The sequence below is a fragment of the Citrobacter sp. Ce006 genome, from assembly GCF_030336535.1.
Taxonomy (GTDB): Bacteria; Pseudomonadota; Gammaproteobacteria; order Enterobacterales; family Enterobacteriaceae; genus Citrobacter; species Citrobacter europaeus.
Window position 1 is genome coordinate 268173 of the sequence record NZ_JAOWDO010000074.1, and the last position, 12862, is coordinate 281034.

A 12862-nucleotide genomic window follows, 5' to 3' on the forward strand; every position below is an offset into this window, starting at 1 on the left:
GTTATGGATCGTGACGAACTGGAAGAAGACCGCGCAGCGTTTATTGCGGGGGAGATTGGTGGCGCAGTTGTCAGTCTGATAGCTAACGGGATAGTGATCAGCCGTGATGCAATTGTGAATAGCCTAGAGGCTAAGCGAAGGGCAGTGGGAAATGTGATTCACAAAGGTGTATTGCGGGATGCAGCTGCTATGGTGAAAAAAGGGCAATAAAAACCCGGCACACTGACCGGGTTAACCTTAAATTGCCTGTCTGGCAAAAGAAACTATTGCACTTTCATCTCTGAAATCAACATGACTTATTTGGTTGATTGTGAAAGTTTTTCTAATTTCCTGCATAGCTTTAACTTCTAAAGCACTAGGATTTGCAGGTGGGTCTATCGTGAAAAGAACATCTGACAACTGCAAAACACGCTCGCTCGCTGCTCGGAGTATTTTTGCAGTCCAGGAGTCACAATGCTCCATCATTTTCTCAGGCTTATCCTGAGTAAATGTTATCGGCTTTATTGCACAAACCACATCACCCTCTTGTTTAGCAACAAATGGGATAGTAAACCTTGTTAACTCGCCACCAAGGGTCTCTTTTTTAAGTGCATTCTTTAAGTCATTGTAATGAGAGAATCTATTTCTAAGTTCACGGGTCAAAATTAACTCCCGCGACTCTTTAGTAACCTCGGAATGATTAACGAATTTGTTAAACAATTTGATAGTTAAAGCTTCGGGATCGTCCGCCATTACCACTCTTGAAGAGCTGAAATAAATTACAGATTCTTTTCTGGCAATCAGATAGTTAAAGAAGTTTGCCAGTCTCTCTGGTGAATGGAGAGTTGCTGCTTGTTCTTGTGCAAAACTCAGTTCTCGACCGATTGCATCCTTTGCATGAGGGAAGATGATGTCATCTTTGAAGAAATTCTTAATTCTCGCATTATTGCTTTGCGTGAGCTGATAACAAAAGATGTTCTTTTTGGGAGCGCACAGGACCACGCCCACATTAGCAAACTCTTCAGTTTCCGCATATGGTGCATACCTAATTATGCTGTATAGGCATGGGGTGGTCATATCACACTACTCCAAAATTCACGTTCATTAATCTTCGCGAGAGAGTCTCTGATTTGGTTAAAAAAAACGCTATTTTCAACATCGCTTTCAGCTAGCCAGCTTGGCGGAATTTCATCGATTATTGAATCTATGGTGTTGTATGCAGCTATAGATAAATCTTGAAGTTCCTCATAATCAACTAGATCGTATGTCCATTGTCTTCTACTTGGTGAGTAAACGTGGACATCATACTCATCGGCAGTTACAGATTGATCGAAAGCAAGGTTGTGGTCAATCAGGTAATGCCTATTATTCAACGCATCGAAGATTATGTTGACATTACCACCATGCTCGGTCAAAGACCTGTCAGTATTCAATATCCAGCGGTCAAAAAAGTAAATTTTCTTCTGGTCACTGATGTTCACTGCATTTCTGGCCTGTTGAAGATTCAGCGTAGAAGCACCTTCAATATAGGCTGTGGCAAACGCTAAACCTGGATCCAACTGTCCACGTAAATCAGGCATAAACTCAATAAGCTGTGCATCAACATCGACTATGAAATGCTGTGGAATTTGTAGTCCTATCGCTTGGGCTAAAGAAGCACATATCCATTCAGCCGCTAACTCAGACCGACGCAGTTTCGGTCGCCCTTTAACGATGTATGAATTTCCATCATCGCAACCACAAAGAAATGGTTGAGTAATCCCATCATTCATTCTTCGAGTATAGGATGTTACGTGTAAGATGTTGCCTGGCATTGGCAATACCATTCCTTATGTAAGTTTGAATCCAGACCATATGTAACATACTTGATTTCACTGCAATTACTACTAACTCTAAGTGATATCAATCTTGTTGTGACCGAATCCGCCCCTTCATGTACTTCTCATACAACTCATCCAGCTCTTTCAGGCGAATGGCGAAGATGCGGAGCATATTTTTTTGTTCTTCTTCTGGCAGTTGGCGGTAGAGCTCCAGCAGGCGCTGTTCGTCAGGCTTAAGGCCATCCTTCTCCCCGACATCCTCGCCAAGTAACCAGGGGACGGATACCCCAGCTGCATCAGCAACCGCTAATGCAGAACTTTTGCTGATTCTTCCTGTTTTGAACCAACTGGAAACAGCCTGCTTACTGACACCAGCAACCCTGGCCATCTCTGTTTTAGAGAAACCTTTCCGGTTCAGTTCTGTAAGCCTGGAGATCAGCCCAGCAGTCATTGTGTTTTCGCTCATTTCACTAGTGTAAATGATTGCTTTACCAGTAGGTAGGCATTCAACGATTGACTCATTGGTAAAATGATGCTTTACTTTTTCCATCTAAGGAGGTCCTATGACTGGTATTGAGAAAGCTATTCAAAAGTTCGGCACAGGTGCGGCACTCGGAAGAGCGCTTGGATTTTCAAAAATGACAATTTCCAACTGGAAAAAAACTGGCATTCCGCCCGATCACATTCGCTCTGTTTTTGAGCTTACGGGAGTCACCCCGCATGAGTTGCGGCCTGACTTATATCCCAATCCAACCGATGCCTTACCAGTGCAAGAAACGAGGACGTAAACGTGCAATCACTATCACTTCATCAAAATAGCGGATATCAACCGGCTGCGATGATAAATCGCAATCAACCTGTCTCGGTAGATAAACATGACCAGATCCGCGATGCCGTTCGTGCGTGGGCGGGTGTAGATGGTCAGGATGTCGTTTCTGCTCTGATCATCGAAGAGTACCAGGCTCAAGGGGGAGACGAGATCACTTTCCCTGATGACCTCAGCCGACAGCGTCAGAAGCTTTTCCGCTTTCTGGATAACCATTTCAACAGCGAACGGTACCGCGAAAACGTTCGCCAGCTGACTCCGGCAATCCTCGCTGTCCTGCCGATTGAATACCGCAATCGTCTGCTACCAGAAGACAACGTAATGGCTCGTCTGGCAAGGCTGGAGAAGGAAACCAGCGAAGCGAAGATTGCTGTCGCGATGGATGCTCCACGACATCAGAAGCTGAAAGAGCTGAGCGAGGGGATCGTGGAAATGTACCGCGTTGACCCTGGGTTAACCGGTCCACTGATGGAGATGGTGCAGATGATGCTGGGGGCTATATGACCGGTTCAAAAATGGCGAAAGCCGCGGTGCGCGAACACCAACGGCTTTCAGGTGCAATTCGTTGCGTACTTATTGCGAGGAAATTATGTCAGAAAAATCAGCCTTCAGAAAGATAGATGGGCCGCCACTTTAGCGATTAAGAGGTTTTTATGCGTGATTACGCAACCGTTGCGCCTCAGTTCTGGCTTGGAAAAACAGGCCGAGAACTGAGGAAACAAGGCGCGGAGGCGCAGGTGGTCTCGTTCTATCTGATGACCTCGCCACACGCAAACATGCTCGGGTTGTATTACTTGCCAATTCTGTACATAGCCCATGAAACGGGTCTGGGCTTGGAAGGGGCTTCGAAGGGGCTAAAAAGCTCCATTGAAGCGGGATTTTGTAGCTATGACGAGGACACTGAGATGGTTTGGGTGCATGAAATGGCCGCTTATCAGGTTGGTCGATCGCTGAAGCCAGGGGATAACCGCTGTGCTGGTGTCAGGAATGAATATATGTCATTACCTGAAAACCCTTTTTTATCATCATTTTATGAACGTTATAAAACAGATTTTCACCTCAATTTAAAACGTGAATCGCGCCAAATTTCTGAAGGGGCTTCGAAGGGGCTACGAAGCCAAGATCAGGAACAGGAACAGGATCAGGAACAAGATCAGGATAAAGATATTTTGGGGCATGGCTCGGCCATTCCCCGGGGGAGAAATACTTACCCGGATGATTTTGAACTGGCGTGGCAGGAATACCCCAAACGCGCTGGTGGTAACAGCAAGACTGATGCGTTCAAAGCCTGGACTGCACGGATTAAATCCGGCGCAACAGTGCAGGAGCTTACTGATGGTGTTCGGCGATACGCGGATTACGTAACTGCCGCTGGGAAACTTAACACCGAGTATGTGAAACAGGCATCCACGTTTTTTGGCCCCTCAAAGCACTACGAAGAGTCGTGGTCTTTCGCGGCGCCAGATGGAAAAAGGGATCCGAACAAAATTTCTCAGCCCGATAAAGCGATTCCGACCGGATTCAGGGGGTAACGATGAAAAACATGGTTGGTACAGGAAGTGCGCTTGAGCGCCTGAAAAAACTCATTCCACCAGGCGTTCAGCCGAAGTTCACCAGCGCAGCAGAGCTGCTGGCGTGGCAACGGGAAGAAGGCCTGAAGCGGTGTGAAGAACTGGACAAGCTGAATCAGAAAGCCCGGACAGAGAAAATCTTTGGCCGCTCAGGAATCCAAAGCCTACATCGCAGCTGCACGTTCGCGAATTACCAGGTATCTGGGGAAGGGCAGCGCAAAGCCTTCACGATGGCAAAGAGCTACGCACAGAATTTCGGTGCTGGGTTCGCGAGCTTCGTGTTTAGCGGTGGCCCTGGTACCGGGAAAAACCATCTCGCTGCAGCAATCGGAAATCATTTGCTTTCTGGCGGGCATAGCGTGCTGGTCGTCACTATCCCTGACCTGATGCTACGCGTTCGCGAGTGCTACGACGGTGGGCAGTCAGAGGCTTCGCTTCTGGATGACCTCTGCAAAGTCGATCTGCTGGTACTGGATGAAGTCGGTATTCAGCGCGGAAGCAACGGCGAGAAAGTCATTCTGAATCAGGTTATCGACCGTCGCCTGTCGTCGATGCGTCCGGTGGGGATCCTGACGAACCTGAACCACGAAGAACTTCTCGGAGCGTTGGGCGCGCGGGTTATCGACCGTCTCCAGATGGATGGCGGAATGTGGGTGAACTTTGACTGGGGCAGCTATCGCAAGAACGTTAGCCATCTCCGGATCGTTAAATAACTTCGAGGGCAAATCACTATGGCAAGCAAATCACTGTGGGCAATTGTCGATTTTCTTCAGGTTAACCAGACCGTAACGCCGCGTCAGGTTCAGAGACTGCTGGGATGCGATTGCAAGAAGGCACACAACCTGCTGCTTCACCTGGTACGCAAAACGGTAGTAATCCGCACTGGCGAGCCGCATCGCCCGGTCTATTCGCTTCAGCCCGGTGGCGAGCAGAATATCAAGCAACTCAAATCGAAAGTGAGAAAAAACATGGTCACATCCGTATGCCGCACAAGTCCGGCTATGCAGCGTGTACTGGCGTTTTACGGGAGAGCATCAGCATGAAACCAACATACGAACAACTTGAACAGCAGGTGCTCGAACAGGCGGTACAGCTCGCTAACGCAGAGAGCAAGTGCAGGGAGCTGGCGTTGGAGAATGAATACATCCGCAACCGGTACAAAGAACTGGACTTGTTAATCGGGAAAAACATCCTGGTCATGCAGGCAGCGATTATCGAATGGCAGGCAACTGGCGACGCTAAGAACGGGCTGTCATGGATTTATAACACCCTGTTTGGGCCTGGTGAATTGCCTGACGAATCTGAGAAAGATGCTCAGGCCTACTTTGACCGCAAATATGCACCGATTAACGAAGAGTTGATGGCACTTCACAAGTGGTTTTGGGAACAAAGTGAAGCTGAACGTGCCGCCGCTGGCTTTGGCGTGAAGGGTGAGTGAGATGGCAGAAGTAACTCTTCGCAATGCCGACTGTTTCGACGTCTTCCCACAACTTGAAGACGGTACCGTTGATCTGGTTTGCGCTGATATTCCCTACGGCACTACCCAGTGCCGCTGGGATTCGGTGCTAGACCTGCAGGTTATGTGGCAGCAACTCTACCGCATAGCCAATCCAACAGCGGCTATCGTGCTGTTTTCCGCTCAGCCTTTTACCAGCGTGTTGGTTGCCAGCAACTTACGAGACTGGCGTGCGGAATGGGTGTGGGAAAAGGGAAACGCCACGGGATTTCTGAATGCCAAAAAGCAGCCGCTTCGCGCACATGAAAATATCGAGGTTTTTTACCGCCGCCAGCCGACCTACAACCCGCAGATGACCGATGGCCACACACGCAAGACCAGTAAGAGAAAGACCGTCAATTCAGAGTGCTACGGTAAGGCTCTGTCGCTGACAGAATACGATTCAACTCAGCGGTATCCGAGAGATGTTCAGTTCTTCTCGAGCGACAAACAAACGGGAAACTATCATCCGACTCAGAAGCCACTCGCACTGGTTCAGTATCTTATCGAAACGTACAGCAATCCTGGTGATACGGTACTGGATTTCACAATGGGTAGTGGTACCGCGGGTGTTGCCTGCCAGCAGACTGGGCGAAATTTTATCGGCATTGAGAAAGACGCCACAATTTTCCAAACCGCATGCCAGCGCATGGGAATTAAACAGGAGTATGCAGCATGACAACTAACAACCACCCGGCGCACGGTCCTGTGTCACTCGATCGCCTGCGCCAGATAAGCGAAATACTCAGCAAAGCAACAGCACAAAGCGACGGCGGCAATCTCGGCTACGCAATGGCTGATGCTGTGAAGGTGATTGCTGGGGTGTTTGCCCGCGAACTGGTACGTCGTGAGCATGCGGTATGGTCACAGGCTACTTTCGGCGATGTCGGTCCAGTTGGTCCGCTGAATCACCTTTCCAAAGAAGCGCTCGAGGCTGCTGCGGAACCAGGCGACCTGAGCGAATGGGCTGACATGCAATTCCTGTTATGGGATGCGCAACGTCGTGCCGGTATCAGTGACGAGCAGATTAACCAGGCGATGGTAGAAAAGCTGGCTGTTAACAAACAGCGCCAATGGCCAGAGCCGAAAGACGGAGAACCGCGACTGCATATCAAAACTGAACAGCATCAGGGAGAGAAGTGATGGAACCCAACTGTAATACGCTATAAAACGTTTCATCTGACTGAAAATCCTGCTTTTATCAAGGTTGGTAAGAATAAGATATTTTACATCGTAAAATTCTGGAAAATTTCATCATAAATTAAAAGTTAATGGTCTTATAAAGTGTGTACATTGAAAATGAGGTATATATGAAAAAGGCCATTGCTTACATGCGCTTCTCGTCAGCAAATCAGGACAAAGGGGATTCATTAAGGAGACAGAAAAAACTAATAGATGATTGGCTTAAAAATAATCCGCAATATACTCTTGACCCAACCACATATGAAGATTTGGGATTAAGTGCTTTTAAGGGGAAACATGCAAGAGAAGGTGCATTTAGTGAGTTTATTGATGCTCTGGAGAATGGGCTCATCATTCCTGGTACAGTTTTACTCGTTGAAAGTTTGGACCGGCTTTCTCGAGAGAAAATCGGAGAGGCTACAGAAAGACTAAAATATATCTTAAAATGTGGTGTTGATGTCATCACACTTAGTGATAATACCCAATATTCTGAGGAATCTCTCGATGACCCCTATGCACTCATCAAAGCAATTCTAATTGCTCAGAGAGCTAATGAAGAGAGCGAAATAAAATCAAGCAGGGTGAGGCTCTCATGGAAAAAGAAAAGGGATGAGGCCGAGTTAAACGGTAGGATAATGACAAAAGCATGTCCTCGCTGGTTAAGAGTCAGTCCTGACTACAGCCATTTTGAAGTGATAGAATCAAAGGTGAAGGTGATTAAGAAAATTTTTTCATTACGTAAAGAAAATAAATCTCTGACAGCTATTACTAAATACCTTAATGACAGGTTGATTGAAAATATGACTGGTACCCCTGGTGAGTGGAGTCCCTCTGTTATCGAAAAAATCCTTGGTAACAAAGCACTTATTGGTATTTGCAGACCAACATATAGAGGACGTGCAAAAGGCGTTAATGAAATAATTGATTATTACCCCAAAGTCCTTACTGATGATGAATTTTATGCTGTTCAGGAGGTGCGATTGTCTCCATTCGGTTTCAACTCTCACAGCGGTAACCCATATCTTATAAACCTGCTGCGAACCGTGATGAAGTGTAAATGTTGTGGGAATACCATGATTATCACTGCAGTTAGTAAATCTGGAAAAGGTTATTATGTATGCCCTATGAGAAGGCTTCATCGGTGTAAGAGTCCATCGATTAAAAGAGAACTTGTCGATGTTAATCTGATTGAAGAGATACTTTTCAATTTTGATAAGTTACAGATTGAGTCAAATCAGGTAAGTTTGCAGGAAACATTAGAAAAAAATAGCATTGATTTGCAGTTTCAAATAAACAGTCTCGTACAGGCACTTACAATAGCTCCTGAAGTAAACGTTTTGGCTGGTAAAGTTCGTGAACTGGATCGTAAGTTAAAGAAAATCGAAACTACAATCAAAGTTCTGAAAAATAAAGCTAAGAAGGATAAAAGTCGCGGGAGTAAAGAGCTAAATTTGTCACTAAAAGAAGATAGGGAGATATGCAGGCGACTTGCTTTTAAATCATTCAGGGAAGTTTATATAGATACAGAGACGAAGCAATGTGACATTTTTTTTACAAATGGTCTTGTTTTCAAAAATTTCCCACTAAGTAAGAGATGTCGTGCGGACAGTATTATTTCAACTTTGAAGTATATGGATGAAAACACTGTTTACTTTTAGAGTCTTAATAAACACATATCTAATAACGTGTGCGCACTCTATCGATAAGCTGCATTCTTACTATTTGCAATGTAGCTGGAGAGATTCACTTACCTGAATGATTCTCCATATGGCATGACTATACCAAACCCCGTTCAGGCACTGAGGTAGCCATATAAATCAAGTTCTGGACGGGTTTTCGCTCCTTTCAGCCCCTGTGTAACTGATTTAGTAAATTCCAAATACTCGGAAAAACTCAGCGTATACAACGGCATGGCTTTGGCGAAAAGTGCTATTAACCACTTGAATATGAGGTTCAATAGGTATACTGTATGAATGTACAGTATATTGATGTAGAGGGAATTATGAAGATAGAACTTACCATCAACAAATCAAAAGACCTGCCGCGCGGCGCCATACCCGCACTTGAGAAAGAGTTGCTTAAACGACTTCATAATCAGTATGAAAATTGTTCTCTGGTTATCCGCAGAGCTGGCGGTGATAGCCTGACTGTTTTTGGTGGCGATAAGGGCGATAAAACTAAGGTGGAGGAAATCCTGCAGGAAACATGGGAAAGCGCCGACGACTGGTTTTACTGAACTTGGGTTAGCCGGCGCGCATTTATCAGAATACCAAAATGTGTATCCCTTTGATGCTGCTGCCGACATTCTTTAATCGCGTCTGTATGTCGCTCGAAGGGAGAACATAAATGTGAGTGATTCAGCTTTGCAAACGTCAGAAGACAACTGGTATGACATTGTAAGAAGGTCTGACGGCTGCGTGGTGTTTAGCTTTCCTTCATCGGGCAGGCATCTAATTTATCGCGTCAATGGCATGGTTTCTATGCGGCCTTTGCTGGATGATGAAGAGGTCTTTACTCCTAATGGTTTTATGCAGTTTATTCACCGTCTCGGCTACCGGGTAACCCCACCTTCTGATAATATGAAATCAACGGTCTGAACAACCGTAACCTACTGCGCCACGGAGAGAAACCATGGCGCACGAACTACAACTCATCAAGCAGTCTTCAGGAATCCTGATCCCCGCGACGCCGGAGACCAGCGATATTCTGCAATCAAAAATCAAACTTGGCGCCGTACTGGTAGCCGAATTTCGTCAGGTGAGGAATCCCGCATTCCATCGCCGTTTCTTTGCGCTCCTTAATCTCGGGTTTGAATACTGGGAACCTACTGGCGGGGCGATCTCTTCCAACGAAAGAAAATTGGTGACCGGGTACGCTAAATTCCTCGCAGCATTTGGTGGAAACGAAGGGGCGCTGCTTGATGCTGCAGAGCAATACCTCGATCGAATCGCTGACAGACGTGCAGGAAGTATCAGTGTCTGCAAATCTTTTGATGCTTACCGTTCATGGGTAATTGTCGAATCCGGCCACTACGATGCAATTCAGCTTCCCGACGGTACCCTTCGCAAACACCCTCGCAGTATTGCCTTTGCCAACATGGATGAAACTGAGTTCCAGCAACTGTACAAAGCCGCGCTTGATGTTCTGTGGCGCTGGGTATTGTCCCGGGCATTCAAGACTCAGCGAGAAGCGGAAAACGCCGCTGCGCAGCTTATGAGCTTTGCGGGGTGATGGCGATGAAATTTTCTTGGTTCCACCATCACGAATGCACAACCGAGCAGGCAGACGAGCTGGTGGCGAGTTATCGCCGTCGTGGTGCCATGGTAGAACGCAGCCTGAACCGCGACAATATCACCTGGACTGTTAGCGCAAAATTACCTGAATGCGAGCATCCGGCGCGTACACCACGAACCTTTCGGCAAAAGGTCTGGGGGTGAGCATGGCTAAGTTACCTCGCCGTAAGTGTGCCAATAAGGAATGTCGCCAATGGTTCCATCCGGTGCGTGAAACCCAGACCGTTTGCGGTTACGAGTGCGCCAGCGCCGTCGGCAAGGAGCAGACCAGAAAAGCCCGGGAGGCAGCACAGCGCAAGGAGTCTGCCAAAAAGCGCGCCACTGAGAAAAAAGAGCGAGCCGCCTGGCGCCAGCGTAAAGCTGCAGCTAAGCCGCTGAAGCACTGGATTGACCTGACGCAGCGCGCCGTAAATGACATTTGCCGCGAGAAGGAGTTGGCAGAGGGGCGGGGCTGCATTTCCTGCGGAACTAAAACGGCGTTCGCCTGGCATGCTGGCCATTATCGGACTACGGCAGCCGCTGGGCATCTGCGCTTCACTCGCTTCAACATCCATCTTCAGTGTGATGTCTGCAACGTCTACAAATCCGGGAACATCGAAGCATACCGAGCCGCGCTGGTGGAACGTTATGGCGAAGAGCTGGTACTAGCGCTCGAGAACAATAACGCTCCGCATCGTTGGACTATTGAAGAACTGAAGGAAATCAGACTGACCGCGCTGGCTGACCTGCGCGCGCTGAAAAAGCAGGAGGCAGCATGACATTCGAATCCTATTTTGCCGATCACCTCCGCGTTCGTTGGCAACGATTGCGCTTATACCACTTTCCGGGCTCTGTGCTGACGGATTACCGAATACTGAAGAACTACATCAAAACCATAGGCGGTGCAGTATGAATACTCAATTTCTCGAATACGTGCGCCAGCAGTTGATGGTGGCCACCGCCGATTTAAGTGGTGCGACGAAAGGGCAGTTGATGGCGTGGCTTGAAAACGCGCAGTTCGATACGGGAACGTTTAAACGTAAAAAGCCTCGAGTGCTGGATGAAGTGACCGGGAAAATGATTACGCTGGATAACCCACCAATACCGGGCAAACAATCACATGCCAAGGGTTCACATATTCCCCTGGTGCAGCCGGTTGAATATTCCACCGCATCGTGGCGCCGTGCTCTGCTGTCTCTGGACGAATATCAAAAGGCATGGCTGCTGTGGAACTACAGTGAAAACATCCGCTGGGAGCATCAGGAGACGATCACCCGGTGGGCGTGGGAACAATTCAGCGCGCAGTTGGAAGGTAAGCGAGTAGCGAAGAAGACGATAGGCCGTTTACGTCAGCTTATCTGGCTGGCGGCGCAGGATGTGAAGGCGGAGTTGGCTGGGCGGGAGACGTACGAATACCAGAAGTTGGCAGAGCTGGTGGGCGTAAACCCAAAGAACTGGTCAGAGACGTTTACGGACCGCTGGGTGGATATGAGGCGTATCTACCAGCGACTGGATTGCGACGCATTATTGCAGGTAACGCGATCACGTTCACAACAAAAGGCGACAAATTTGGATGTAAGTCTTGCAAAACTGGATTGAAACGCATATATTTCGTGTAAATCTGATATTGTGCCATTGTTGTATGCACTGGCAGTAAATGAGTTTTCGAGCCCGAGGTTAACGCCTTGGACTTTTGCGTTTCTGGTACTGACTGATAAAATAGAGGCACATGGCTACTTACCACTCATGTGCTGTGCCGCCACTAGCTCATCGTGATAGAGCATCAACCTTCTAAGTTGACGGTACGAGGTTCAAGTCCTCGGTGGCGGACCAACGCCGACTTAGCTCAGTAGGTAGAGCAACTGACTTGTAATCAGTAGGTCACCAGTTCGATTCCGGTAGTCGGCACCAGAATCCAATGGATAGTCAGTCCGAGCATGACTCTAAATAAGGCAAGCGGTGACTGTGGGGAACAGACCCGCAAAACAGCGGCTATCGTATAATGGCTATTACCTCACCCTTCCAGGCTGATGAAGCGGGTTCGATTCCCGCTGACCGCTCCATTTTTGAATGGTCGCTGCTTTTTGCAAAATTGCTGTGTAAAAATACTGACCTTTTGGTTCAGCGCTCATCCAAAAGCACTCCGTTAAAATCCTGATAACCGTGGGTGGTTTGTTGGATGGAGTGCCTCTGAACAATAAAACTCTCGTCATAAAGGCTGCGCATTGCGTGGCCTTTTTCATTTCAGGCTCACGGGAATCATCCGTGACGTGCTTTGTTGATAAATCCAGCCCGTGAAGCCTGACCCTTTCATCACACACAGCGCCATCCGAAAAATCGGAGGTGAGGCTATGACCAGAATGAGCACCATTTACAGCAGACTTTCATATGGAACAGGTACCACGCTGACCGGCTGCGGTGTATCAGCGAAGGCATATGCCGAAACAGCTAAAACAGCAAAAGAGGTGTCCTGGATGTTGGCCGACAGAATTGCAGGGTTAAGCCTGAGCGACTGGGCGATTATTGTCGGTATCGCATGCACGGTAATCACCTGTGCAGTGAACTGGTATTACAGGCAAAAGGAAAGGGAGGACCGACTTAATGGCAATGTCACCAAAGCTGAAGAATAAACTGAGCGCAGCGGTCGTTGGTTTGATTCTTGCCGGGGCTTCCGCGCCCGTGATTCTCGATCAGTTTCTGGATGAGAAAGAGGGTAA

At 47.7% G+C, this 12862-nt stretch carries 20 protein-coding genes, 3 tRNA genes and 2 pseudogenes; 22 read left to right on the forward strand and 3 right to left on the reverse strand.

From position 1 onward, the window contains the following. Positions 1–3: 3 nt before the first annotated feature. Entirely contained in the window at positions 4–210 is a 207-nt protein-coding gene (locus OGV94_RS24795) for a hypothetical protein (RefSeq protein ID WP_200000540.1), read from the forward strand. Between the two features lie 27 nt (positions 211–237). Here OGV94_RS24795 and OGV94_RS24800 read toward each other — a convergent pair whose 3' ends face one another. From OGV94_RS24800 to OGV94_RS24810, 3 genes are all read right to left on the reverse strand, one after another. After that, positions 238–1056, reverse strand: coding sequence for a DUF3037 domain-containing protein (locus tag OGV94_RS24800; protein WP_200000542.1), 819 nt, complete (start codon positions 1054–1056; stop codon positions 238–240). After that, the gene (locus tag OGV94_RS24805) at positions 1053–1793 is read right to left on the reverse strand and encodes a HipA family kinase (RefSeq protein ID WP_200000544.1); all 741 of its coding nucleotides are present in this window, start codon (positions 1791–1793) and stop codon (positions 1053–1055) included. The genes OGV94_RS24800 and OGV94_RS24805 overlap by 4 nt, the downstream gene beginning before the upstream one ends. 88 nt (positions 1794–1881) lie before the next feature. After that, on the reverse strand, positions 1882–2349 hold the full coding sequence (locus tag OGV94_RS24810) for a helix-turn-helix domain-containing protein (RefSeq protein ID WP_286518679.1): 468 nt from the start codon (positions 2347–2349) through the stop codon (positions 1882–1884). A 13-nt stretch (positions 2350–2362) separates the two neighbouring features. Here OGV94_RS24810 and OGV94_RS24815 point away from each other — a divergent pair, with 13 nt between their 5' ends. The 21 genes and pseudogenes from OGV94_RS24815 to OGV94_RS24915 form a co-directional block, all read left to right on the forward strand. Continuing rightward, a complete protein-coding gene (locus tag OGV94_RS24815; RefSeq protein WP_171859123.1) occupies positions 2363–2587 on the forward strand; it encodes a transcriptional regulator in 225 nt (74 codons plus the stop codon). Positions 2588–2589: 2 nt separating this feature from the next. Further along, positions 2590–3129, forward strand: a complete 540-nt coding sequence (locus tag OGV94_RS24820; protein WP_097724860.1) for a toxin YdaT domain-containing protein — start codon at positions 2590–2592, stop codon at positions 3127–3129. Positions 3130–3278: 149 nt separating this feature from the next. Beyond that, positions 3279–4157, forward strand: coding sequence for an LvrA C-terminal domain-related protein (locus tag OGV94_RS24825; protein ID WP_286524677.1), 879 nt, complete (start codon positions 3279–3281; stop codon positions 4155–4157). Between the two features lie 2 nt (positions 4158–4159). Beyond that, the gene (locus OGV94_RS24830) at positions 4160–4909 is read left to right on the forward strand and encodes an ATP-binding protein (protein WP_227093158.1); all 750 of its coding nucleotides are present in this window, start codon (positions 4160–4162) and stop codon (positions 4907–4909) included. Positions 4910–4927: 18 nt separating this feature from the next. Then, positions 4928–5239 (forward strand): hypothetical protein, encoded by a 312-nt coding sequence (locus OGV94_RS24835; protein ID WP_071684485.1) that lies wholly within the window; start codon positions 4928–4930, stop codon positions 5237–5239. Between the two features lie 80 nt (positions 5240–5319). Next, a pseudogene (locus OGV94_RS24840) lies at positions 5320–5634 on the forward strand (ead/Ea22-like family protein); the annotation flags it as partial. A gap of 1 nt (position 5635) precedes the next feature. After that, positions 5636–6370, forward strand: coding sequence for a DNA-methyltransferase (locus OGV94_RS24845; RefSeq protein ID WP_087051077.1), 735 nt, complete (start codon positions 5636–5638; stop codon positions 6368–6370). After that, positions 6367–6834 (forward strand): DUF550 domain-containing protein, encoded by a 468-nt coding sequence (locus OGV94_RS24850; protein ID WP_200000553.1) that lies wholly within the window; start codon positions 6367–6369, stop codon positions 6832–6834. The genes OGV94_RS24845 and OGV94_RS24850 overlap by 4 nt, the downstream gene beginning before the upstream one ends. 167 nt (positions 6835–7001) lie before the next feature. Next, positions 7002–8531, forward strand: a complete 1530-nt coding sequence (locus OGV94_RS24855) for a recombinase family protein (protein WP_200000555.1) — start codon at positions 7002–7004, stop codon at positions 8529–8531. 344 nt (positions 8532–8875) lie between these two features. After that, positions 8876–9109 carry a DinI family protein gene (locus OGV94_RS24860; RefSeq protein WP_200000768.1) on the forward strand — a complete coding sequence of 78 codons (234 nt, stop codon included), beginning with the start codon at positions 8876–8878 and terminating at the stop codon, positions 9107–9109. A 112-nt stretch (positions 9110–9221) separates the two neighbouring features. After that, complete coding sequence (locus tag OGV94_RS24865) at positions 9222–9470, forward strand: hypothetical protein (protein ID WP_001568777.1); 249 nt, start codon at positions 9222–9224, stop codon at positions 9468–9470. Between the two features lie 34 nt (positions 9471–9504). Beyond that, entirely contained in the window at positions 9505–10104 is a 600-nt protein-coding gene (locus OGV94_RS24870) for a DUF1367 family protein (RefSeq protein ID WP_200012841.1), read from the forward strand. Next, complete coding sequence (locus OGV94_RS24875) at positions 10104–10310, forward strand: hypothetical protein (protein ID WP_200012843.1); 207 nt, start codon at positions 10104–10106, stop codon at positions 10308–10310. Before OGV94_RS24870 ends, OGV94_RS24875 begins: the two co-directional genes overlap by 1 nt. A gap of 2 nt (positions 10311–10312) precedes the next feature. Beyond that, positions 10313–10924 carry a recombination protein NinG gene (locus tag OGV94_RS24880; RefSeq protein ID WP_065554618.1) on the forward strand — a complete coding sequence of 204 codons (612 nt, stop codon included), beginning with the start codon at positions 10313–10315 and terminating at the stop codon, positions 10922–10924. Further along, positions 10921–11058 (forward strand): YlcG family protein, encoded by a 138-nt coding sequence (locus tag OGV94_RS24885; protein WP_016156248.1) that lies wholly within the window; start codon positions 10921–10923, stop codon positions 11056–11058. Before OGV94_RS24880 ends, OGV94_RS24885 begins: the two co-directional genes overlap by 4 nt. Then, positions 11055–11744 (forward strand): bacteriophage antitermination protein Q, encoded by a 690-nt coding sequence (locus OGV94_RS24890; protein WP_065554619.1) that lies wholly within the window; start codon positions 11055–11057, stop codon positions 11742–11744. The genes OGV94_RS24885 and OGV94_RS24890 overlap by 4 nt, the downstream gene beginning before the upstream one ends. A gap of 157 nt (positions 11745–11901) precedes the next feature. Next, positions 11902–11978 (forward strand) — tRNA-Arg (locus OGV94_RS24895). 2 nt (positions 11979–11980) lie between these two features. After that, positions 11981–12056, forward strand: a tRNA-Thr gene (locus OGV94_RS24900). A gap of 77 nt (positions 12057–12133) precedes the next feature. Beyond that, a tRNA-Gly gene (locus OGV94_RS24905) sits at positions 12134–12208 on the forward strand. A 288-nt stretch (positions 12209–12496) separates the two neighbouring features. Beyond that, positions 12497–12775 (forward strand): phage holin, encoded by a 279-nt coding sequence (locus tag OGV94_RS24910; protein ID WP_016150496.1) that lies wholly within the window; start codon positions 12497–12499, stop codon positions 12773–12775. Further along, positions 12747–12862: pseudogene (locus OGV94_RS24915) on the forward strand (lysozyme); the annotation flags it as partial. The gene OGV94_RS24910 and the pseudogene OGV94_RS24915, both read left to right, overlap by 29 nt.

Excerpts from the sequence above, each read along its gene's own strand:
- OGV94_RS24795 (WP_200000540.1), top strand. The coding sequence starts at position 4 with ATGGATCGTGACGAACTGGAAGAAGACCGCGCAGCGTTTATTGCGGGG.
- OGV94_RS24800 (WP_200000542.1), bottom strand. The coding sequence starts at position 1,056 with ATGACCACCCCATGCCTATACAGCATAATTAGGTATGCACCATATGCG.
- OGV94_RS24805 (WP_200000544.1), bottom strand. The coding sequence starts at position 1,793 with ATGCCAGGCAACATCTTACACGTAACATCCTATACTCGAAGAATGAAT.
- OGV94_RS24810 (WP_286518679.1), bottom strand. The coding sequence starts at position 2,349 with ATGGAAAAAGTAAAGCATCATTTTACCAATGAGTCAATCGTTGAATGC.
- OGV94_RS24815 (WP_171859123.1), top strand. The coding sequence starts at position 2,363 with ATGACTGGTATTGAGAAAGCTATTCAAAAGTTCGGCACAGGTGCGGCA.
- OGV94_RS24825 (WP_286524677.1), top strand. The coding sequence starts at position 3,279 with ATGCGTGATTACGCAACCGTTGCGCCTCAGTTCTGGCTTGGAAAAACA.
- OGV94_RS24830 (WP_227093158.1), top strand. The coding sequence starts at position 4,160 with ATGAAAAACATGGTTGGTACAGGAAGTGCGCTTGAGCGCCTGAAAAAA.
- OGV94_RS24835 (WP_071684485.1), top strand. The coding sequence starts at position 4,928 with ATGGCAAGCAAATCACTGTGGGCAATTGTCGATTTTCTTCAGGTTAAC.
- OGV94_RS24845 (WP_087051077.1), top strand. The coding sequence starts at position 5,636 with ATGGCAGAAGTAACTCTTCGCAATGCCGACTGTTTCGACGTCTTCCCA.
- OGV94_RS24850 (WP_200000553.1), top strand. The coding sequence starts at position 6,367 with ATGACAACTAACAACCACCCGGCGCACGGTCCTGTGTCACTCGATCGC.
- OGV94_RS24855 (WP_200000555.1), top strand. The coding sequence starts at position 7,002 with ATGAAAAAGGCCATTGCTTACATGCGCTTCTCGTCAGCAAATCAGGAC.
- OGV94_RS24860 (WP_200000768.1), top strand. The coding sequence starts at position 8,876 with ATGAAGATAGAACTTACCATCAACAAATCAAAAGACCTGCCGCGCGGC.
- OGV94_RS24870 (WP_200012841.1), top strand. The coding sequence starts at position 9,505 with ATGGCGCACGAACTACAACTCATCAAGCAGTCTTCAGGAATCCTGATC.
- OGV94_RS24875 (WP_200012843.1), top strand. The coding sequence starts at position 10,104 with ATGGCGATGAAATTTTCTTGGTTCCACCATCACGAATGCACAACCGAG.
- OGV94_RS24880 (WP_065554618.1), top strand. The coding sequence starts at position 10,313 with ATGGCTAAGTTACCTCGCCGTAAGTGTGCCAATAAGGAATGTCGCCAA.
- OGV94_RS24885 (WP_016156248.1), top strand. The coding sequence starts at position 10,921 with ATGACATTCGAATCCTATTTTGCCGATCACCTCCGCGTTCGTTGGCAA.
- OGV94_RS24890 (WP_065554619.1), top strand. The coding sequence starts at position 11,055 with ATGAATACTCAATTTCTCGAATACGTGCGCCAGCAGTTGATGGTGGCC.
- OGV94_RS24910 (WP_016150496.1), top strand. The coding sequence starts at position 12,497 with ATGACCAGAATGAGCACCATTTACAGCAGACTTTCATATGGAACAGGT.